This is a genomic window from Catellatospora sp. NPDC049133 (genome assembly GCF_040648455.1).
In the GTDB taxonomy this organism is placed as follows: Bacteria; Actinomycetota; Actinomycetes; order Mycobacteriales; family Micromonosporaceae; genus Catellatospora; species Catellatospora aurea.
Genome location: NZ_JBEZDT010000031.1, coordinates 1 through 20939, shown reverse-complemented (window position 1 = coordinate 20939; position 20939 = coordinate 1). Strand labels below are relative to the sequence as shown.

The 20939-nt window shown below is 71.3% G+C and carries 21 protein-coding genes; 6 read left to right on the top strand and 15 right to left on the bottom strand.

The features are described from left to right. Window positions 1-62: 62 nt before the first annotated feature. The 6 genes from AB0B35_RS30145 to AB0B35_RS30120 form a co-directional block, all read right to left on the bottom strand. The gene (locus AB0B35_RS30145; protein ID WP_361051601.1) at window positions 63-416 is read right to left on the bottom strand and encodes a cytidine deaminase; all 354 of its coding nucleotides are present in this window, start codon (window positions 414-416) and stop codon (window positions 63-65) included. Beyond that, window positions 409-1725: a hemolysin family protein gene (locus AB0B35_RS30140; protein ID WP_361051599.1), complete on the bottom strand. Its 1317-nt coding sequence runs from the start codon at window positions 1723-1725 to the stop codon at window positions 409-411. The genes AB0B35_RS30145 and AB0B35_RS30140 overlap by 8 nt, the downstream gene beginning before the upstream one ends. Window positions 1726-1765: 40 nt before the next feature. After that, window positions 1766-2317: an rRNA maturation RNase YbeY gene (gene ybeY, locus AB0B35_RS30135; RefSeq protein ID WP_203692514.1), complete on the bottom strand. Its 552-nt coding sequence runs from the start codon at window positions 2315-2317 to the stop codon at window positions 1766-1768. Between the two features lie 17 nt (window positions 2318-2334). Then, window positions 2335-3378, bottom strand: a complete 1044-nt coding sequence (locus AB0B35_RS30130; protein ID WP_360533483.1) for a PhoH family protein — start codon at window positions 3376-3378, stop codon at window positions 2335-2337. 254 nt (window positions 3379-3632) lie between these two features. Next, entirely contained in the window at window positions 3633-5006 is a 1374-nt protein-coding gene (locus AB0B35_RS30125; RefSeq protein ID WP_361051596.1) for a serine hydrolase domain-containing protein, read from the bottom strand. 10 nt (window positions 5007-5016) lie between these two features. After that, window positions 5017-5370: a histidine triad nucleotide-binding protein gene (locus tag AB0B35_RS30120; protein ID WP_360533489.1), complete on the bottom strand. Its 354-nt coding sequence runs from the start codon at window positions 5368-5370 to the stop codon at window positions 5017-5019. 23 nt (window positions 5371-5393) lie between these two features. On the opposite strand from AB0B35_RS30120, the gene AB0B35_RS30115 reads away from it, so the two are divergent. Next, window positions 5394-6158 carry an SDR family oxidoreductase gene (locus AB0B35_RS30115; RefSeq protein ID WP_361051593.1) on the top strand — a complete coding sequence of 255 codons (765 nt, stop codon included), beginning with the start codon at window positions 5394-5396 and terminating at the stop codon, window positions 6156-6158. A 197-nt stretch (window positions 6159-6355) separates the two neighbouring features. Here AB0B35_RS30115 and AB0B35_RS30110 read toward each other — a convergent pair whose 3' ends face one another. From AB0B35_RS30110 to hrcA, 3 genes are all read right to left on the bottom strand, one after another. After that, window positions 6356-7090, bottom strand: a complete 735-nt coding sequence (locus tag AB0B35_RS30110; RefSeq protein ID WP_361051590.1) for a 16S rRNA (uracil(1498)-N(3))-methyltransferase — start codon at window positions 7088-7090, stop codon at window positions 6356-6358. 90 nt (window positions 7091-7180) lie between these two features. Next, window positions 7181-8311 carry a molecular chaperone DnaJ gene (dnaJ, locus tag AB0B35_RS30105; RefSeq protein ID WP_360533498.1) on the bottom strand — a complete coding sequence of 377 codons (1131 nt, stop codon included), beginning with the start codon at window positions 8309-8311 and terminating at the stop codon, window positions 7181-7183. A 42-nt stretch (window positions 8312-8353) separates the two neighbouring features. Continuing rightward, the gene (hrcA, locus tag AB0B35_RS30100; protein ID WP_361051588.1) at window positions 8354-9376 is read right to left on the bottom strand and encodes a heat-inducible transcriptional repressor HrcA; all 1023 of its coding nucleotides are present in this window, start codon (window positions 9374-9376) and stop codon (window positions 8354-8356) included. A 228-nt stretch (window positions 9377-9604) separates the two neighbouring features. Between hrcA and AB0B35_RS30095 the strand changes: the two genes are divergently transcribed. After that, window positions 9605-10105: a DUF4870 domain-containing protein gene (locus tag AB0B35_RS30095; protein WP_361051585.1), complete on the top strand. Its 501-nt coding sequence runs from the start codon at window positions 9605-9607 to the stop codon at window positions 10103-10105. Window positions 10106-10111: 6 nt separating this feature from the next. Here the strand turns inward: AB0B35_RS30095 and hemW are convergent, their stop codons facing one another. Then, window positions 10112-11326, bottom strand: a complete 1215-nt coding sequence (hemW, locus tag AB0B35_RS30090) for a radical SAM family heme chaperone HemW (protein ID WP_361051582.1) — start codon at window positions 11324-11326, stop codon at window positions 10112-10114. A gap of 17 nt (window positions 11327-11343) precedes the next feature. On the opposite strand from hemW, the gene AB0B35_RS30085 reads away from it, so the two are divergent. From AB0B35_RS30085 to AB0B35_RS30075, 3 genes are all read left to right on the top strand, one after another. After that, window positions 11344-12162, top strand: a complete 819-nt coding sequence (locus AB0B35_RS30085; RefSeq protein WP_361051579.1) for an enoyl-CoA hydratase-related protein — start codon at window positions 11344-11346, stop codon at window positions 12160-12162. A gap of 88 nt (window positions 12163-12250) precedes the next feature. After that, window positions 12251-13123 carry a hypothetical protein gene (locus AB0B35_RS30080; RefSeq protein ID WP_361051576.1) on the top strand — a complete coding sequence of 291 codons (873 nt, stop codon included), beginning with the start codon at window positions 12251-12253 and terminating at the stop codon, window positions 13121-13123. 173 nt (window positions 13124-13296) lie between these two features. Further along, entirely contained in the window at window positions 13297-14223 is a 927-nt protein-coding gene (locus tag AB0B35_RS30075; protein ID WP_361051573.1) for a phytanoyl-CoA dioxygenase family protein, read from the top strand. Between the two features lie 69 nt (window positions 14224-14292). Here the strand turns inward: AB0B35_RS30075 and AB0B35_RS30070 are convergent, their stop codons facing one another. The 5 genes from AB0B35_RS30070 to AB0B35_RS30050 all read right to left on the bottom strand — a co-directional run bounded on the left by AB0B35_RS30070 (window position 14293) and on the right by AB0B35_RS30050 (window position 19906). Beyond that, window positions 14293-15201, bottom strand: a complete 909-nt coding sequence (locus AB0B35_RS30070; RefSeq protein ID WP_361051570.1) for a hypothetical protein — start codon at window positions 15199-15201, stop codon at window positions 14293-14295. A 138-nt stretch (window positions 15202-15339) separates the two neighbouring features. Beyond that, the gene (locus AB0B35_RS30065; RefSeq protein WP_361051567.1) at window positions 15340-16488 is read right to left on the bottom strand and encodes a hypothetical protein; all 1149 of its coding nucleotides are present in this window, start codon (window positions 16486-16488) and stop codon (window positions 15340-15342) included. A 314-nt stretch (window positions 16489-16802) separates the two neighbouring features. Next, window positions 16803-17309 carry an NUDIX hydrolase gene (locus tag AB0B35_RS30060; RefSeq protein ID WP_361051564.1) on the bottom strand — a complete coding sequence of 169 codons (507 nt, stop codon included), beginning with the start codon at window positions 17307-17309 and terminating at the stop codon, window positions 16803-16805. Next, window positions 17306-19177, bottom strand: coding sequence for a translation elongation factor 4 (gene lepA, locus AB0B35_RS30055; protein WP_361051561.1), 1872 nt, complete (start codon window positions 19175-19177; stop codon window positions 17306-17308). Before lepA ends, AB0B35_RS30060 begins: the two co-directional genes overlap by 4 nt. A 162-nt stretch (window positions 19178-19339) precedes the next feature. Next, the gene (locus AB0B35_RS30050; RefSeq protein WP_361051558.1) at window positions 19340-19906 is read right to left on the bottom strand and encodes a DUF4240 domain-containing protein; all 567 of its coding nucleotides are present in this window, start codon (window positions 19904-19906) and stop codon (window positions 19340-19342) included. Between the two features lie 382 nt (window positions 19907-20288). On the opposite strand from AB0B35_RS30050, the gene rpsT reads away from it, so the two are divergent. Further along, a complete protein-coding gene (gene rpsT / locus AB0B35_RS30045; RefSeq protein WP_361051555.1) occupies window positions 20289-20555 on the top strand; it encodes a 30S ribosomal protein S20 in 267 nt (88 codons plus the stop codon). Window positions 20556-20939: the final 384 nt, after the last annotated feature.

Below are 20939 nucleotides of genomic sequence, written 5' to 3'. Positions count from 1 at the left end.
GAACGAAGGAAGGGCACCTTCACAACGCTATGCGTTGTAGAAGGTGCCCTTCCTTTCGTCTGTCAGGCGGTGCCTGCGGCGGCGATGGAGCCGTCGGGGGTGGCCAGGTAGACGGGGATGCCGGTGGTGACGTCGCGGACCGCGGCGAGGTCCTGGCCGTCGACCATCGACGCCTCGGTGACCACGAGGGCCGCCTCCAGCGTGCTCGCACCCGCCGCGACCGCGGAGGCCACCGCGAGCCGCAGCGCCGACACCGAGAACGACGGCAGGTTGATGCTCACGCCGGTGTACGTGCGCCCGTCGCCGTCGCGCACCGCCGCGCCCTCGATCGCGCCGATCCGGGCGCGGGCCGAGCGGGCCATGGTGAGCAGCTTGCGGTCCTCGGCCGAGACGGACTCGAGGGTGACGTCAGACATCTGCCATGTGCCTTTCGGAGGGGGTCGTCTCGTCGGCCGGCTCCTCGCGCTTCACGAGCACCGTGTCGATGTGGTTGCGGCGGCCGGTGGTGCCCTCGGCGACCAGGGTCAGCCCGCCCACCGACACCCGCGCGCCGGGGATCGGCACCCGGCCCAGCGCCTGGGCGAGCAGGCCGGCGACGGTCTCCACCTCGTCGGCGGGCAGCTCGACGTCGAACAGCTCGCCGAGGTCCTCGATGGGCAGCCGGCCGGTCACCCGGACCGCGCCGTCCTCCAGGCGCTCCACCGGGGGCCGCTCGACGTCGTATTCGTCGGTGATCTCGCCGACGATCTCCTCGAGGATGTCCTCGATGGTGATCAGGCCGGCGGTGCCGCCGTACTCGTCGATGACGATGGCGAGGTGGGTGCGGGCGGCCTGCATCTCCGACAGCAGGTCGTCGACGGGCTTGAACTCCGGCACGAACGCCGCGACCCGCATCAGGTGCTCGACCGGCGTCGCCGCGCCGCCCTCCTGCACCTGGCGGGCCATGTCCTTGAGGTACACCACGCCGAGCACGTCGTCGACGGACTCGCCGATGACCGGCACCCGGGAGAAGCCCGAGCGCAAGGCCAGCGCCAGCGCCTGCTCGGCGGTCTTGGTGGACTCGACCCAGACCATCTCGGTGCGGGGCACCATGACCTCGCGGGCGATGGTGTCGCCCAGCGCGAACACGGAGTGGATCATCTCGCGCTCGCCGTGCTCGACCACACCGCGCTGCTCGGCGAGGTCGACCAGCTCGCGCAGCTCCACCTGGGTGCTGGCGAACGGCCCCTCGCGGAAGCCCTTGCCGGGGGTGACCGCGTTACCGATGATGATCAGCAGGCTGGCCAGCGGGCCGAGCACCCGGCCGAGCCAGCGCAGCACGGGGGCGGTGTAGCGGCCCACCTCGTACGCGTGCTGGCGGCCTATCGTGCGCGGGGCCACGCCCACCACCACGAAGCTGATCACGCTCATCGCGCCGGCGGTGACCAGCGCGGCCGTCCAGCCGGGCCCGAACGTGTCCACGGCGACCAGGGCCACCAGCGTGGTGGCGGTCAGCTCGCACAGCAGCCGCAGCAGCAGGAGCAGGTTGATGTGGCGCACCGCGTCGGCCGCCACCGCCTGCAGCGCCGCCGCGCCGCGTTGTCCTTCACGGTTCAGTTCCGCCGCGCGGGCGGGAGAGATCACAGCGAGGGCCGATTCGGTCATCGCGAACAGCCCCGCCAGCACCACCAGACCGGCCGCCGACCACAGCAGCGGCGCGTCGGGCAGTCCGCCCAGCTCGGTCACGGCACTGCCCCGCCACGAGTCGGGACGGTATGGGCAGGATTCATGATCCGCTCGCCCCGCCCGCTGCCCGAGCCTGCCAGCTGTCCAGGAGTTTGCCCTGCAGGGCGAACATCTCCCGCTCCTCCTCCGGCTCGGCGTGGTCGTAGCCGAGCAGATGCAGCACACCGTGGATGGTGAGCATGCTCAGCTCGTCCGCGGTGCTGTAGTCACCGTGCAGCCCGGGGGCGGGCGCATCCGGCACGCTATCACCGGTGCGCATGCGCGGGTCGGCGGAGCCGTACCGCAACGCCTGCGCGGCGGCCACCTCCGGGCACAGCACGATGTCGCCGAGCAGCGACGGTTGCCCGCCGGAGGACTCCGACGGGCCGTGGTCGATGGTGTCCTCGTCCATCGGGAAGGCCAGCACGTCCGTGGGGCCGTCCTTGTCCATCCAGCGGTGGTTCAGCTCCGCCATGTAGTCGGAGTCGACCAGCAGCACCGACAGCTCGGCGAGCGGGTTGACCCCCATCTGGACCAGGGCGTGCCGGGCGACGGCGACGATGTTGTCCGCGTCGACGTCGATTCCGGACTCGTTGGCGATCTCGATAGACACTCTTTATTCCTTGGTCGTCAGCGGCGTCGCCCCGCGCCGCGTCGCGGCACGGAGTGGACGTTCGCCGGCAGCGTCTCACGCTGCTGGTCGGAGTCCCACTTCTCGTATGCGTCGACGATCTCGCCGACCAGCCGGTGCCGCACCACGTCGGCGCTGGTGAGCCGGGAGAAGTGCACGTCGTCCAGGCCGTCCAGGATCTCCTGCACGACCCGCAGGCCGCTGCGCTGGTCACCCGGCAGGTCGACCTGCGTCACGTCACCGGTGACCACGACCTTCGAGTTGAAGCCGAGGCGGGTCAGGAACATCTTCATCTGCTCGGGCGTGGTGTTCTGGGCCTCGTCCAGGATGATGAAGGCGTCGTTGAGCGTCCGGCCGCGCATGTACGCCAGCGGAGCCACCTCGATCGTGCCCTGCGTCATCAGGCGCGGGATCGACTCGGGGTCCATCATGTCGTGCAGCGCGTCGTAGAGCGGGCGCAGGTACGGGTCGATCTTCTCGTTGAGCGTGCCGGGCAGGAAGCCCAGCCGCTCGCCCGCCTCGACCGCGGGCCGGGTCAGGATGATCCGGGTGACCTGCTTGGCCTGCAGGGCCTGGACCGCCTTGGCCATGGCCAGGTAGGTCTTGCCGGTGCCCGCCGGGCCGATGCCGAAGACGATCGTGTTCGCGTCGATCGCGTCCACGTACTTCTTCTGGCCGAGGGTCTTGGGGCGGATGGTGCGCCCGCGGCGGGAGAGGATGTTGAGGGTGAGCACCTCGGCAGGCCGTTCGGTGGTGCCCTCATCGGTCAGCATGCCGACGGTGCGTCGGACGGCGTCCTCGGTCAGCGTCTCGCCCTTCTCGATAAGCTCCAGCAGCTCACCGAAGACGCGCTCGGCAAGCGCGTTCTCGGCCGCCGGGCCGGTGATGGTGATCTCGTTGCCCCGGACCAGGATGTCGCTGGACAGGGCCTTCTCGATGAGCTTGAGCACGCGATCGCCGGTGCCCAGCAACTGGACCATGACACTCGGGTCGGACACGGTGATCTTGGTCTGCACCGCGTTCGAAGAAGAACCAACGCTCATAAGTCGGCCGACCGGCCTTCCGCCACCTGCTCTCCGCACTCACCGGACCGGCTCAGGTCGCCGCCCGCTGGTCCCATCGTAGTCACCGATCCCACCATCGCCGCCAGTGGTTATGACGGCGTGCCCTCTATCGGCCGGGTTCGGCCGCCGACCGCACCCGCCAGGAGCGGAAGTCCGCGCAGCGGACGAGCGACCGGCGGGTAAGGGAGGCCGAGAGGCCGAACCCCGCGCCCGCGAAGGCGGGCGCCGGCAGCTCAGCGGCTTACCCAGACACCGTCGAAAGTCTCCTGGCGGCGGGTGAAGCGGTAGGTCGCCCAGTGCATCCGGACCACCTCGCCGGCGGCGTCGCGGGTCAGGCGCAGGCGCTCGCCCACCTCCCGGCCCGACACGGTACGCAGCACGTCCGGCTCGCCGGGCAGCGCCGCGAAGACGGCCGGGGGCGCGTCGGCCGGGTCGTCCGCGCCGCGCCCGGTCAGCACGCCGCCCTCCCAGCGGAACACGTACTCGTAGCCCTCGCCCCACCAGCGGCCCAGCACGCTGCGCAGGTGCTCGGGGGCGGGCTCGCCCGGGGTCCACGGCGCGACGTCGACCGGGTCGGCGGCCAGCGCCTCCTCGATCAGCCGGTGCGGCAGGTCGATGATCGCCGAGGCGGTGCCGGAGGAGGCCAGCACGGCTGCGGCCATACCCCCCGGATTGCCGGGGCCGCCGTGGCGGCCGCACGCGGCAGCCAGGAAGCCGGGCATCGCGCCGTTGTGGCCGACGTGCAGCACGCGGCCCTCCCGGGGCCACAGCATCAGGCCCAGGCCGACACCCGAGCCCCAGAGCGTCTCGTTGCGCGGCGTGAGCGGCCAGCGCGCCTCGGCGAGGGTGTCCGCGGCCAGCACCGTCCCGTCCGGGTCCACCGAGGCCGGGTCGGTCAGGAACGCCGCCCAGCGGGCCTGGTCGGCTGCGGTGCTCCACAGCTGCGCGGCCGGGCTGACCGCGCCGAAGTCGGTCGGCGGCTCCGGCCGGGCGTGGTCGGAGTACTCGTCGACCAGGTAACCGGTCGCGGCATGCGCGGGCGCGGCGTACGTGGTGTGGTGCAGCCCCAGCGGGCGGCAGATGCGCTCGTCGACCAGGTCCCACCAGTCGCCGCCGAGCCGCCGCGCGGCAAGGTGCCCCAGCAGCGCGAAGCCCAGGTTCGAGTAGTGGAAGCGGCGCGCCGGCGGGTGGATCGCCTCGGTGCGGGCCAGGTCGTCGAGCAGGCCCGGCAGGTCCGGCGGGCTCAGCGTGTCCCACACGTCGCCGACCGGCTCACGCTGCAGGCCCGCGGTGTGCGACAGCAGCCGCCGGATGGTCAGCCCGCCGTGCGCGGGCACGTCGAGGTGAACGCCGATCGGGTCGTCGAGGTCCAGCAGGCCCGCGTCGCGGCACTGCAGCACCAGCACCGCCGTGAAGGTCTTCGTGATCGACCCGATCCGGAACGGGGTGTCGGCGTCCAGCGGCGCGCCGGGATTGCCGGACCCGCCCACCTGGAATGTCCACAGCGGACGGTCGTCGCGGCGCAGCGCCACGCTGAGGGCGGGCACCCGGGCCTCGGCCTGTACGGCGCGGACCAGGCGTTCGAGAGTGCGGTTCAGGTCTGCCACGGCGGCGAGACTACCCGGTGAGATCGCCGTCCATGTCGACGCCGCCGAGCACGTGCGCGTGCGCGTGGAACACGGTCTGCCCCACCGAAGCGCCGGTATTGAAGATCACCCGGAAGCCCTCGCCGACCACGCCCTCAGCCGTGGCCACGTCGGCGACGGTGGCCAGCACCTCGCCGGCCAGCGCGGAATCGCCCGCGGCCAGCGTCGCGACGTCGGCGTAGTGCTCCTTCGGGATCACCAGCACGTGGGTGGGGGCCTTCGGCGCGATGTCCCGGAAGGCCAGGGTGCGCTCGGTCTCGGCGACCACCGTCGCGGGGATCTCCCCCGCCACGATGCGGCAGAACAGGCAGTCGGCAACGGTCACGAGACAGATCGTAGGCTGCCCCCATGTCCGATTCACGAGCGGTGCTGGTCACCGGGGCGTCACGCGGCGTGGGCCGGGCCGTCGCGGCCGCGTTCGCCGCCCGCGGCGACCGCGTCGCCATCCACCACCGCGACTCCGCCGACCTCGCCGAGTCGCTGCGGGCATCGCTGCCCGGCCAAGGGCATGCGGTCGTACGCGCGGACCTCGCCGACCCGGCCGCCGTCGCCACGATGGTCGACGCCGCCGCGCAGGCGCTGGGCGGGCTCGACGTGCTGATCAACAACGCCGGGCAGGCCTACCCGCATCCGATCACCGGGGTCACCTACGAGCAGTGGCAGGAGCTGTGGACGCGCACGCTCGCGGTGAACCTGACCGGCCCGGCGAACGTCACCTACTGCGCGGTCCGGCACATGCTGGCCCGTCCCCCGGGCTCCCCGTCCGCCCGCGTGATCAACGTGGGCTCCCGCGGGGCCTACCGCGGCGAGCCCGGCCAGCCCGCGTACGGCGCGGCCAAGGCCGGCCTGCACGCCATGGGCCAGTCCCTGGCCGTGGCGCTGGCCCCGTACCGCATCGCCGTCGCCACCGTGGCCCCCGGCTACGTCCAGGAGGACGAGACCAACGCCGCCTACAAGGTCCCCCGGGGCGCCGAGCACGCCGCGCAGAGCCCGTTCGGCCGGGTCGCCCGCCCCGAGGAGATCGCCGCCGCCGTCCTCTGGCTCGCCGACCCCGCCGCCGAGTGGGCCTCCGGCGCCGTCCTCGACCTCAACGGCGCCTCCCACCTCCGCTGACCGAGAGCCAAGGTCATCCGACTTGCCTGGCAGATGTGCGTATCTTGAACGCGCTTTCGCACAGGTGCCTGGCAAGTCGAGCGATCATGGCGGACGCGCCGCGGTCGGGCGCTCACCTCGCGGCGGTGGCCGGGCGCGGCCGTCACGGCGGTGGGTGCAGAGCAAGCAAATGGGTGCAGAGCAAAGTCGCTCGGGAGTCACCAGCGGTGCAGGCGGGTGGCGAGCACGCTGAGGGCCGCGACACCGGCCGTCGAGGTACGCAACACGTTCTCGCCCAGGCGCACCGCCACCGCACCGGCGGCGAGGAACGCCGTGATCTCGGCGTCGTCGATGCCGCCCTCGGGGCCGACGACCAGCACGATCTCCCCGGCGGCGGGCAGCTCGACCTGGGACAGCCGCTCGGTGGCCTCCTCGTGCAGCACGTACGCGGCCGAGGCCGTCGTGAGCCGCTGGACGAGCTGTTTCGTGGACAGGTCGGGGTCGCCGCCGACCACGGGCAGGAACGTGCGGCGGGCCTGCTTGGCGGCCTCGCGGGCGACCGCCGCCCACTTCTCTCGGGATTTCGCGCCCCGGTCGCCGCGCCACTGGGCGACGCTGCGCGACGCGGCCCAGGGCAGGATCTCGTCGACCCCGACCTCGGTCATCGCCTGCACGGCCAGTTCACCGCGGTCGCCTTTGGCTATGCCCTGGGCGACGGTGAGGCGGGGGTCGGGCGCGTGGGCGTACCGCAGCTCGGTCACGGTGAGGTCGAGCGTGCCCTTGCCGACGGCCGCGACCACCGCGGACGCCATACCGCCGCGCCCGTCGGCGAGCAGCAGCGCCTCACCCACCCGCAGCCGCTGCACGGTCGCGGCATGGTGGCCCTCCGCCCCGCCGAGTGTGTAAAGCCGCCCCGAGGGCAGCTCGTCGACAAGAAACAGCGGCGCGCTCACGGCAGACACCCTCCAATGGTGATCATGAACTTATGGCACCGACACACCGTCGAACCGTGCCATAAGTTCATGATCAACGCGGAAAAACCGTCAGTGGCCGTTGAAGGCGTCGCGGACTCGGGAGAAGAAGCCGCCCTGCTTGGAGAGTTCGGCGACCTCCTCGCCGCGGGCGCGGGCGAACTCGCGGAGCATGCGCTCCTGCTCGCCGTCGAGGCGGGTGGGGGTGCGGACGTCGAGGTGCACGAAGAGGTCGCCGCGGCCGGTGCCGCGCAGGTGCGGGACGCCCTTGGCGCGGATGCGCAGGGTCGAGTTCGGCTGGGTGCCGGGCTTGACCTCGACCTGCTCCTCGGAGTCCAGGGTCTTGATGGTGAGGCGGGTGCCCAGGGCGGCCGCGGTCATCGGGACGGTGACCTTGCAGTGCAGGTCGTCGCCCTTGCGCGCGTACACGTCGTGGGCCCGCTCGTGGATCTCCACGTACAGGTCGCCGGACGGGCCGCCGCCGGGGCCGACCTCACCCTGGTTGGCCAGCCGGATGCGCATGCCGTCCTCGACGCCGGCCGGGATCTTCACCGTCAGGCTGCGCCGGGTGCGGACGCGGCCGTCGCCGGCGCAGGTCGGGCACGGGTGCGGGATGGTGGTGCCGAAGCCCTGGCAGGCGTTGCACGGGCGCGACGACACGACCTGGCCCAGGAAGGTGCGCTGCACCGACTGCACCTCGCCGCGCCCGCCACACGTGTCGCAGGTCTGCGGATGGGTGCCCGCCGCGGTGCCGGCGCCGGAGCAGGTGGTGCACAGCACAGCCGTGTCCACGGTGATCGGCGCCTCGACGCCGAACGCGGTCTCGAACAGGTCCAGGTCCAGCCGCAGGATCGCGTCGGCACCCGGCCGGGTGCGCGGGCGCGGGCCGCGCGAGCCGCTGCCGCCGAAGAAGGCGTCCATGATGTCCTGGAAGCCCACGAACGGGCCGCCGCCGGGGCCGCCCGGACCCGCGCCGCCTCCGCCCGGCGCGAGCGGGTCGCCGCCCAGGTCCACCATGCGCCGCTTCTGGTCGTCGGAGAGGACCTCGTACGCGTTGTTGATGTCCTTGAACTTCTCCGCCGCGGCCGGGTCCGGATTGACGTCCGGGTGGTACTGACGGGCGAGCTTGCGGTAAGCCCGCTTGATGTCGTCGGCGTCGGCGTCCTTGGGAACGCCGAGAATGCCGTAGTAGTCCTTGGCCACGCTGTCCTCAAGCCTCGTTCAGCAACAACAGGAAATTCGGAATCAATGTCCCAGCATCTCGCCCACGTAACGCGCCACGGCGCGAACGGTGGCGATGGTGCCGGGGTAGTCCATGCGGGTCGGGCCGACGATGCCCATCCCGCCCACGACGGTCGCGCCCGGACCGTAGCCCGTGCTGACCACCGAGGTGGCCCGCAGGTCGACGACCTCGTTCTCGTCGCCGATGCGCACCCGGGCCGCGCCCGACTTCACCTCGTCGAAGAGCTTGAGCAGGATGACCTCCTCCTCCAGCGCCTCCAGGATCGGCCGCAGCGCGCCGGTGCTCAGGTCCAGCGGGCCCATCCGGGCCAGGTTCGACGTGCCGGCCAGGGCCAGCCGCTCCTCGTGCCGCTCGACGAGGGTCTCCAGCAGGACGCTGACCAGCGTGCTCATGGTTGCCTTGCCCTGCGGCTCGGCCCGCTCGACCAGGCCCTGCACCAGCGGCGGGGTGTCCACCAGCTTCACGCCGACCAGGGTCGCGTTGAGGGTGCGGCGCAGCTCGGTGATCTCGTCCGGCTCCACCGGGCCGGGCAGTTCGACGACCCGCTGCTCGACCCGGCCGGTGTCGGTGATCATGACGAGCAGCAGCCGGGTGGTGGAGACCGGGACCAGTTCCAGATGGCGTACGGCCGAACGGGTCAGGCTCGGGTACTGCACCACGGCGACCTGGCGGGTGAGCTGCGCGAGCAGCCGCACCGCGCGGTGCACCACGTCGTCGAGGTCGACCGCGCCGACCAGGAACCGCTCGATCGCCCGGCGCTCGGCCGGGGAGAGCGGCTTGACCCGCGACAGCCGGTCGACGAACAGGCGGTAGCCCCGGTCGGTGGGCACCCGGCCGGCCGACGTGTGCGGCTGGCGGATGAAACCCTCCTCCTCCAGCACGGCCATGTCGTTGCGCACGGTCGCCGGCGACACACCCAGGGCGTGCCGCTCGACCAGCGCCTTGCTCCCCACCGGCTCCTGCGTCGCGACGTAGTCCTCGACGATGGCACGCAGCACTTCAAGCTTGCGGTCATCCAGACCCATACGCACCTCCCGGCTGGCACTCGTCGTGAGTGAGTGCCAGTCTACGTGGGCGGTCACCCGGACGGCATAGGCGTGGTGACGGGGTAGACATCGCGCTCTACCGACACCGGGCGCGACCATCGGCAAAGTGGACGGCAGGTGAACTCGGTCATTCGGGTGGCACAGTGTCGCCTATCGGTCACGGGTGTTGACTGGCGCCGATTGATCCACAGACCTAGCCTGTCGGGCATGAGTGAACCCACCCCGCCCGGCTCCTCGGAGCCGCCGGTTCCTTCGGCCCCCTCTTACGAGCCGCCGGCCCCGGCAGCGCCGCCGTCGGCCCCCGCGTCTCCCCCGCCGTCCGCACCCGGCGGCTACACCCCCCCGCCGTCCGTCGGCGGCCCCGCCCCGGTCGGCTACGCCAACCCGGACGACAAGACCTGGGCCCTGGTCGCCCACTTCGGTGGCGCGCTGACCTGGTTCGTCGCGCCGCTGGTCGCGCTGCTCGTGAAGGGCAACGAGTCGCCCACGGTCAAGGCGCACGCGACCGCCGCGCTGAACTTCCAGATCCTCTGGGGCGTCATCAGCATCGTGAGCCTCTGCGTCGGCAGCTGCCTGAGCTGGCTGATCCTGCCCATGGTGCTGTTCTTCGTGCCGCTGTTCCCGCTGATCATGGGCGTCATGGCCGGTGTCAAGGCCAACAACGGCGAGCTGCCGAAGTACCCGCTGACCATGAGCCTGATCAAGTAAGTCGGGTCACCAGGCCAGCAAGGAGTGGACCACCGCGTCCGCGAGGAGACGGCCGCGCAGCGTCAGTGCTGCGCGGCCTTCTGCGTACGCGGAGGGCTCCAGCAGCCCGTCGGCCAAAGCCTGCCCGGCCGCGGTGCGCCCGGCCTCGTCCAGCACGCCGAGCGGCAGGCCCTCGCTCAGGCGCAGCCGTAGCAGCACGTCCTCGGTGTGGCGCTGCTCTTCGGTCAGCACCTCCCGGCCCAGACCCGGGGAGAGCCCTTCGCCCAGCCGGGCCGCGTACTTCGCCGGGTGCTTGACGTTCCACCAGCGCACCCCCCCGACGTGGCTGTGCGCGCCGGGCCCGAGGCCCCACCAGTCGCCGCCGCGCCAGTAGAGCAGGTTGTGCGCGCACCGGGCGGCCTCGTCGGCGGCCCAGTTGGAGACCTCGTACCAGTTCAGCCCGGCGGCGGACAGCGCCGCCTCGGCCGCCAGGTAGCGGTCGGCGGCCACGTCGTCGTCCGGGGACGCCAGCTCCCCGCGCCGGATCCGGGCCGACAGGCGGGTGCCGTCCTCCACGATCAGGGCGTACGCGCTGACGTGGTCCACCCCCGCGCCGACCACCGCGGCCAGCGAGGCGGCGAAGTCGTCCTCGGTCTCCCCCGGCGTCCCGTAGATCAGGTCCAGGTTGACGTGCTCGAACCCGGCCTCCCGCGCCTCGAGCGCGGCGGCCGGGGCGCGCCCGGCGGTGTGCTTGCGGTCCAGGATGCGCAGCACCCCGGGCGCGGCCGACTGCATGCCCAGCGAGATCCGGGTGAACCCGGCCGCGCGCAGCTCCCGCAGCGAGGCGGGGTTCACCGACTCGGGGTTGGCCTCGGTGGTGACCTCCGCTCCGGCGGCCAGTCCCCACGTGCTGTCGACCGCCTCCAGCATCCGGCCGAGCTGCGCCGGCTTGAGCAGGGTGGGCGTGCCGCCGCCGACGAAGACGGTGTCCACCCGCGGCGGGGCGGGCAGCACCTTCGCGGCCAGCGCCAGCTCGGCCAGCACCGCCTCGACGTAGCCCTCGGTGTCCGCGCCGCCCAGCTCCGAGGCGGTGTAGGTGTTGAAGTCGCAGTACCCGCAGCGGCTGGCGCAGAACGGCACGTGCAGGTAAACGCCGAAGCCGCGCCCGCCGACGTCGGCCAGTGCGGACTCGGGCAGGACACCGGTGTCGGGTACGGGTTCACCGTCGGGAAGCTGGGCCACGGCTCTAGTCTGCCCTCATGTCCTCACCTGACTCCCACCTCGTCCGGGTCACCCACGCCCGCGGCGTAACGACGATCACCCTCGACAGCCCGCACAACCGCAACGCGCTGTCGCACCGGTTGATGACCGAGCTGCTGGCGGCGCTGGCCGGGGCGAACGCCGACGACCGCGTACGGGTGATCGTGCTCGACCACACCGGCCCGGTCTTCTGCTCCGGCGCCGACCTGGCCGAGACCGCCGCCGCGGCGAAGTCCGGGCAGATGCCGGCCGCGCTGCTGGGTGACGTGCTGGGCGCGGTGGCCCGGTCGGCCAAGCCCGTGGTGGCCGTGGTGCGGGGACCGGCCCGCGCCGGCGGGCTGGGCCTGATCGCCGCCGCCGACCTCGCCGTGTGCACGGCGGGTGCCACGTTCGCCTTCACCGAGGTGCGGCTGGGGGTGGTGCCCGCGCTGATCTCCGCCACGGTGCTGCCCCGGCTGGCCCCGCGCGCCGCCGCGGAGCTGTACCTGACCGGCGACGTCTTCGACGGCCCCCGCGCCGCCGCGATCGGGCTGGTCACCGCGACCGCGCCGGACGACGACGTGGACGCGGTCGTCGCGCGCTGGTGCGAGAGCCTGGTCCGGGGCGCACCCGCCTCGCTGGCGACGACGAAGGAACTGCTGCGCCGCCGCCCGGAGCCGGAGCTGGACGCCGAGCTGGCGTACCTGTCGGAAATCTCGCTGCGGTTCTTCGGCTCCGCCGAGGGCCGCGAGGGAGTCGCCGCATTCCGGGAGAAACGGGATGCCGCTTGGGTTCCGCGGTCCGACGAGGACGGTGCCGTTGCGGCGGCCACCCCGTAGGGTGGCCTGAACGAGCCCGCGGCGGGGGCGGGCGGCTTGGGGACTTCGACAAGCCGCCCGCCCCCGCGCACATGTCGAGGAGGCCGCTGTGAAGGGCAAGCACGCGCTGACCGCCCTGGTGATCCTCGCCGTGGTGTTCGGCGTCGGCGGCTACCTCGCCCGGCAGCAGGTCGACGGCAAGCTCGAGATCCCGCTCCCCCGGCTCGGCGCGCCCGAGTGCGTGGCCCGCGCCGACGGCGAGGTGCGCCTGGACCCGGAGCAGATGGCCAACGCCGCGACCATCGCCGCCGTGGGGATCAGCCGCAACGTGCCCGACCGCGCCGTGATCGTCGCGTTGGCCACCGCCCTGCAGGAGTCGAAGCTGCGCAACCTGGAGCATCTCGGCGAGGGCAACGACCACGACTCGCTCGGCCTGTTCCAGCAGCGGCCCAGCCAGGGCTGGGGCACCGCGAAGCAGATCATGGATCCGCGGCACGCCGCCAAGCGCTTCTACACCAGCCTGCTGAAGGTCAAGGGGTGGCAGAAGATGCGGGTCACCGAGGCCGCCCAGCGGGTGCAGCGCTCGGCCTACCCGGAGGCCTACGAGAAGTGGGCCGAGGAGGCGACCGTGCTGGCCAAGGTGCTGACCGGGCAGCAGGCCGGCGGTGTGACCTGCGACACGTACAGTGACGAGCCACCGGCCGACGCCGCGACCGCGAAGGCGCTGGCCGACCGGATCAAGGCCGACTTCGGCACCGCCAAGGCCAAGGGCGTCACCGCCGAGGGCGCCGCCCTACGCGTACCGGCCGCCAACAGCAAGGCGGGCTGGCAGTTCGCGCACTGGCTGGTGGCCCAGGCGCCGATCACCGGGGTCACCCGGGTGACCTTCGCCGACCAGCAGTGGTCCGCCGGTGACCGCGCGTGGTCGAGCGCGGAGAAAGTGGCCGAACAGGTGGTGGCCGAGGTCGTCGCGGGCGGGTGACCCTGGTGGCAGGCCGCGCTGACGGTCCCCGCGCGACGACGTCACTCGGGAACGCGAGTTAGTATCGGCACTCGTTCGCGAAGGTTGCTCATCCCGGCACGCCACCCCCCAAGTCGCGCGCCCCGATCCTGCCTTCGACTGTGCCCAAGTCTGGAAGGACGCAAGGGGAGGACATGACCATCACCTCTCAGGAGCCGGCGACGGACTACGCGCCGCTCACCGACGCCGAGCGCAAGGAATTCCACGAGAACGGGTACAAGCACCTCCCCGGTGTCGTCAGCCCCGAGATCGTGGCCGAACTCCAGGCCGAGGCCGACCGCCTGTACGGCGAGAACAAGAGCACCGGTCACATCGACAAGACCGGCTCGCTGCACCTGCTCGGCGCCGTCAGCCACAGCTCGGCCTTCGCCCGGATGCTCGACTACTCCCCGACCTTCCGCTGGGTCTGGGGTCTGGCCGGCTGGAACATCTACTCCCAGCACAACCACCTCGACGTCAACCCGCCTTACGAGGAGGACGAGACGCCGCGCTGGGAGTGGCACCAGGACGGCTGGCGGCAGAACTCCGACGCGGAGTACTACGCCCCGTACTACGGCGACATCCCGCGGCCGATGCTGTCGATCAAGGTCGCCATCGTGCTCAGCGACATCTCGGAGCCGGGCCGGGGCCAGACCCTGTGCATCCCCGGTTCGCACCTGAACAACCACATGTACCGGCCGACCGACCCGACCGAGATCGCCAAGGGTCCGGAGGGCGCCGTGCCGTGGCTGGCCAAGCCCGGTGACGCGTTCATCTTCGACCGCCGCCTGTGGCACTCGCGCTCGCGCAACCGCTCGGACGTGACGCGCAAGATGCTCTTCATGAGCTACACCTACCGCTGGATCCGCCCGGTCGACGACATGCCGATCGACCGCGAGTCCGCGTGGTACGCCGGCCTCACCCCGGTGCAGCGCCAGCTCATCGGCGAGGCGTTCGGCAACCTGAAGGTGCAGAACATGTGGGGCGTCGGCGAGGGCGGCTGGATCGACGACACGATCCCGCTGCGCGCCGAACTGAAGGAGCGCGGCCTGCTGGACCGCAACGTCCCCTGGCTGCGCTGACCAGCGCATGAACCGACAGTGAGGCCGGGCCGCATCTCGCGGCCCGGCCTCACTGCTGGTGACGGGCGGTCAGTCCAGGATCTTCTGCCCGCCGGTGACGCACTGGCCGGCGACGAACGCCGAGCTGTTGATCGGCAGCGCCGGGCCGAGCTGGCCGAGCAGGCCGGACGACGCGCAGGTCTGCAGCGGCAGGATGTCCAGGACCTGGTTGCTGAGCAGCGGGAGCACCGCCGGGTTCTTGCGCTTCTGGATGGTGCTGTTGCTGTTGTAGCAGTCACCCAGCACGGTGGTCGGCGAATTCACGGCCGCGGCCACGCCGACGATCGACGCGGTCGAACCACAGACCTGGACGGCCGCGGCGTTCACGACCGAGCCGCTGAGCAGTGACACCAGGCTCTGCGGCCCCTCCTGAGCGCCCACCTTCGGCGCGGCGATGAACGTGTTGGCGTTGGAGCAGTCGCCCACCACGGTGGCGGGCGAGGCGACTGCGGCCGTGACGCCGGCGATGGCCGCGTTCGAGCCGCAGACCTGGATCGGCAGCGCGTTCACCGAGGTGTCGTCCAGGATCGAGATGACCCCCTGCACCTGGTTCTGCCGGATCAGGACGTTGCCGTTGGCACAGTCGCCCAGCACGGTGTTCGGGGAGCGGAGCGCGACCGCGGCCGATACGACCTGAGCCGATGCCGAGCCGCACGCCTGCCACGCGCCGGTGGTCAGCGCGCTGCCGTTGGCGATGGAGATCAGCGGCTGGCGCACCTCCCGCTGGGGGCCGCGGGCGACGTCCTTCACGGTCTTCACGGCAGCGAGCGCCTGCCCCGCGGCCTGCTGCACCGCCGCCTGCTTCAAGGTGGTCGCGGCGGTCCTGACGGGATCCACGTGCGCCGGTCCGGCCGCGGGCGCGGCGGTCGCCGCGGAACCCATCACCGCCACCGTAGCGAGCGCTCCGGCCGCGACGACCCCGGCCTTTCCTATCTGCATCGTCACTCCTTGTATTCAGTGCCGCCGGCGCCCGAGTCGCAGGCACACGTCAGCGCGGCATGAGTTGTCGTTGGCGAGCATTCGAAGGGGCGAGTCGCGCTGGCGCGACCCGCCCCGTCCGCCGTGCCGGTTCAGCGACTAGTCGATGACCGTGTTGGCGTTGTAGCAGCTGCCGATGACGGTGTTCGGCGAGGTGATCGGAACCGCCGCGGCGATGATGTTCGCGCTCGTGGAGCCGCAGGACTGCAGCGGGAGCACGTTCAGCGAGGTGTTGTCCAGGGCGGCGATGACACCCTTGGGGTCGTCCTTGCTGATCTTCACGTTGGCGTTCTTGCAGTCACCGATGACGGTGTTCGGCGAGGTGATCGGGATCGCCACGCTGAGCACGTCGGGCGAGGTCGAGCCACAGGCCTGGGCCGTGATCAGCTGCACGGCGGTGCCGTTCAGCGCGGAGATCAGGCTGACGGAGTCCTGGTCCCACGGGGCGTCCCAGCCGCCGCCGCGCGCCTGCGGGGCGACGCGGGCGTTGGCCCGGTTGGCCCACGCGCTGCGGTTCTTCAGCGCGCCGACCTTCTTGACCAGGGCCTGACGGGCCTTGTCCATCGCCAGGGACTGGCCCATCGGCATGGCCTCGGTCCGGGCCGACTCCTGCCAGTGGTCGTCGTTGTCCCACTCGTCGGAGCCGTTGATCTCGATGTTGCTGTTCTGGCAGTCACCGATGACCGTGTTCGGCGAGGTGATCGGCACGGTGATGCCGACGACCTGGCCGTCGGTCGAGCCGCAGGACTGGATCGACGCGATGTTGATCGCGGAGTCGTTGCCGACGCCGAGGATCGCCGCCTGCTTGTCCGTCTGCTTGATCTTGACGTTGGCGTTGGCGCACGCGATGTCGTTCTTGTGGCCGTAGCCGTCGTCGTGGCCGAAGCCCGAGACCACGGTGTTCGGCGAGGTGATCGGCACCGAGATGCCCACCACGTTGCCGCTGGTGGAGCCACACTGCTGGAGGGCGGCCACGTTGACGACCGTACCGTTGAGCAGCGCGACGACCGACGCCGAGTCGATGTCCCACGGCGCGTCCCAGCCGTTGTTGTCGAAGCCGCCGCCGCGGGCGAGCTTCAGCTGGTTGGCCCCGACCTGGCGCATCGAGGTGGTCTTGCCCTCGGTGGAGGTGCTGGCCTGGGTCAGCGCAGAGGCGTCCGTGCTGGGCGCCGCAGCGGCAGGAGCCCCCATGATCGCCACTGTAGCGAGAGCGCCCGTGGCGACGGCTCCGGCCTTCTTCATCTGCATCGTCACTCCTTGTGCGACTTTGGAACCTGCTATGCCCTCATATCGGGCGAAAGCGGCAAAACACTGCACTTGGGGTAACGATGGGTAGATTGCCCAGTTACTACGGCTCCAGGCCTTTTGTCAGCAGATCTTGGCCGACAGTCCACCCCGACCAACCGAACAGCCATAACCCACACGGGCGACCCCTCATGATCACCCGACTTGCCCGGCAACTGGGCGTATCTCGGCCGGCCATCCGCCCACCTGCCAGGCAAGTTCGGCGATCATGGGGCCGTGCCGTCGGGTACGTGCCGCGGGGGCGGAGGTGGGGCGGGTCAGTGGGTGGGGAGGAAGGCGGCGGCGTCGCGGAGGGCGCGGTCCATGGTGGTGAAGGCCATGGCGGGAGGGTTCGTCACTGGCAGCCAGGCGGACTCGCACGACTCGTCGGGGTCTAGGCGCAGGTGGGCGCCGGCCGGCAGGGTGGCGAGGAAGAAGCAGTCGAGCACGGGCAGGCGCTCGCCCTGGAACTCGTAGTCGCCGACGTACATGCCGACGAACGCGCCCAGCTCGATGTCGACGCCCAGTTCCTCACGGGCCTCGCGGCGGGCCGCGTCGGCGGGCTCCTCCCAGGCGTCGCAGAAGCCGCCCGGCGTCTCCCACAACCCCTCGCGGGGCGGCCGCGAGCGGCGCAACGCCAGGAAGCTCCCGGCGCCGTCGAGCACGATGAGACTGGCCGTCGGGCGGGCATTGAGGTACTGCCGGTACCCACAGCTCCCGCAGACGGACGGCGGCGCGGCCGCAAGGGCCGCGCCGCAGCGGAAGCAGTGTCCCGCGAACGTCACTTCTTCTTGCCGCCCTCGGGTGCCTCCGAGGTGGACAGCGCGGCGATGAAGGCCTCCTGGGGCACCTCGACCCGGCCGACCATCTTCATGCGCTTCTTGCCTTCCTTCTGCTTCTCCAGCAGCTTGCGCTTCCGGCTGATGTCACCGCCGTAGCACTTGGCCAGCACGTCCTTGCGGATCGCGCGGATCGTCTCGCGGGCGATGACCCGTGAGCCGATGGCCGCCTGGATCGGCACCTCGAACTGCTGGCGCGGGATCAGCTTCTGCAGCTTGGAGGCGATCGTCGTGCCGTACGTGTAGGCCTTGTCCTTGTGCACGATCGCGCTGAACGCGTCGACCGGCTCACCCTGCAGCAGGATGTCCACCTTGACCAGGTCGGAGGCCTGCTCGCCGCTGGGCTCGTAGTCCAGGCTGGCGTAGCCCTTGGTACGCGACTTCAGCTGGTCGAAGAAGTCGAAGATGATCTCGCCGAGCGGCAGCGTGTAACGCAGCTCGACACGGTCGGCCGACAGGTAGTCCATGCCCTGGAGCACGCCGCGGCGGCCCTGGCACAGCTCCATCACCGCGCCGACGTAGTCGTTGGGCGTCAGCACCGTCGCGCGGGCCACGGGCTCGTACACCTCGGCGACCTTGCCGTGCGGGTACTCGCTCGGGTTGGTGACCGTGATCTCCTTGCCGTCGTCGGTGACCACGCGGTAGACCACGTTCGGCGCGGTCGCGATCAGGTCGAGGCCGAACTCGCGCTCCAGCCGCTCCTGGATGATCTCCAGGTGCAGCAGGCCGAGGAAGCCGCAGCGGAAGCCGAAGCCCAGCGCCGCCGACGTCTCCGGTTCGTACACCAGCGACGCGTCGTTGAGCTTGAGCTTGTCCAGGGCGTCGCGCAGCTCCGGGTAATCCGAGCCGTCCAGCGGGTAGAGGCCGGAGTACACCATCGGCTTGGGGTCCTTGTAGCCGCCGAGCGGCTCGGTGGCCGGCTTGGCGTTCAGGGTGACGGTGTCGCCGACCCGGGACTGCCGCACGTCCTTCACGCCCGTGATCAGGTAACCGACCTCGCCGACGCTGAGCGAACCCGCCTTGATCGGCTCCGGGGAGATCACGCCGATCTCCAGCAGCTCGTGCACCGCGCCGGTGGACATCATCTTGATCCGGTCGCGGGCGTCGAGGCGGCCGTCGATAACCCGGATGTAGGTGACCACGCCGCGGTAGACGTCGTACACCGAGTCGAAGATCATGGCGCGGGCCGGGGCCTTCGGGTCGCCGCCGGTCGGGGCGGGCAGCTGCCGGACGATCTCGTCGAGCAGGTGCGCCACACCGTCACCGGTCTTGCCGGACACCCGCAGGCAGTCCTCCGGCTCGCAGCCGATCAGGTGCGCGAGCTCCTCGGCGTACTTCTCCGGCTGCGCCGCGGGCAGGTCGATCTTGTTGAGGACCGGGATGATGGTGAGGTTGTTCTCCATCGCCAGGTACAGGTTGGCCAGCGTCTGCGCCTCGATGCCCTGGGCCGCGTCCACCAGCAGGATCGCGCCCTCGCAGGCGGCCAGGCTGCGCGAGACCTCGTAGGTGAAGTCGACGTGGCCAGGCGTGTCGATCATGTTGAGGACGACCTGCTCACCGGCCCGCTCGCCCTCGCGCACGGTCCACGGCAGGCGTACCGCCTGGCTCTTGATGGTGATGCCGCGCTCGCGCTCGATGTCCATCCGGTCGAGGTACTGCGCCCGCATCTGCCGCGGGTCCACCACCTCGGTGATCTGCAGCATGCGGTCGGCCAGCGTCGACTTGCCGTGGTCGATGTGGGCGATGATGCAGAAGTTGCGGATGGCGGCCGGGTCAGTGTCGCCGGGCTTGTTAGATCCGAGCAGCGGAGGCACGGTGATCCGTTCTATAGGGCGTGAGGCGCGGAAAGCGGGTCGCAGGCGACGGGCCGCGTTCGGCGTGAGGCGGTCATTGCCGCCCCTATGATCCCACGCCCGCCGACCGTGCCGAAGCGGGCTTCAACGTTACCGCCGCCGACGCTCCCGCGGCGGCCTCGCTCAGCAGCGGCAGCCCTCGTTCGCGGGCCAGCCCAGCACCAGCGCGCTCAGCCGGGGCAGCCGGTGGCGCATCTGGTCGTCGTCCTCGAAGTCCCAGTCCTCGCCCGCGATCGGCGCCTTCGCCACCTCGGGCAGCACCAGCTCCGCCCCGGCGACCTCCCGGAACGCGTCGGCGGCCGCGTACCCGACCAACTCGGCGAAGATCGCGCTGTCGTCGTCCCACTCCACGGCCTCGACCACGGACGGGTGCCCGGCCAGCGCGTCCGGGTCGGCCAGCGCCGCCTCGTACCACTTGCGGCCCGCCGCGATCAGCCCGCTGCGGAAGTCGACGAACGCGTCGTCGGAGCAGCCGCCGCCGATCAGATGCGCGGCGCCCCACAGGTCGTAGCGGTCGGCCTCGGCACGCAACTGTTCGAACCGCGTCGCGAACCCGGCGATGTCCGCCAGGCTCAGCGCCGACAGCCGCGCGGTCAGCGCCTTGGCCAGCCCGGTGCCGTCCTCGCCGATGTCACCCTCGACGTCCGTACGCGCCTGCTCGATCAGAGCCCAGAACCGCTCGATGTCCACAGCAACACAGTCTGCCATCCGGACCGCGCCCGCCCTCGATCTACGAGCGGGTGTCGCGTCCCATCACCCGGAAAGGTCACCTGGCCCGGCCGCCACGCGGCAGCACACATGATCGTTGTCTGTGGTCGGGAAGTGTGGTCCGGCTTCACTTTTCGCCCCGAAACGACGATCATGCACATCGCGCACGGGCCGACCACGGGTGCCGGAGGGGTGGCGCGGGCGGGGCGGTAGGCTGTCCGGGTCGGGCACCGCGACGGGTGTCACCTCGGCCTGTTTTGGCCGATGCCCAGGCCACCTGGTAACCTGGCACGTCGCGGCTGGTGCTTCGTTGCGCCGGCCCATTTGAACCAGTCAACCGAAACGAGCAGGACGAGGCTGTCGCGTGGCGAACATCAAGTCCCAGATCAAGCGCAACCGGCAGAACGAGAAGGCCCGGCTGCGCAACAAGTCGGTCAAGTCGTCGCTGAAGACCGCTGTCCGCAAGTTCCACGAGGCGACCGCCGCCGGTGACGTCGAGAACGCCACCGCGCTGCTGCGCGACGCCTCGCGCAAGCTGGACAAGGCCGTCAGCAAGGGCGTGATCCACAAGAACCAGGCGGCGAACCGCAAGTCGTCGATCGCCAAGAAGCTGGCTTCGCTCTCTGCCTGATCGTCGCAGCGTGCCTTCCCGGCACCGCCAAGACATCACCTGATGCCCGGCTCCCCGATGGGAGCCGGGCATCGGTGTTTTCACCGCCCGCGCCGCGCCGCGCGGTGCCGTGCCGTGCGGTGCCGTGCCGTGCCGTGCGGTGCCGTGCGGTGCCGCGTTGATCATGAACTTATGGCACGGCTCAGCGGCGTGGCGGTGGCACAACTTCATGATCGATCGCGTACGCGGACCGCACGTCAGGTGACCATGAGGTTGTGGACACGACTCGCCGTCGAGCCGTGCCATAAGTTCATGATCAACGCGGCGCGGCGCAGCGCAGCCGAGGCGGGGGCGGGGGGCGGGGGGCGGGGGGCGGGGGCGGGGGGGGGGGTGGGGTGGGGCTGA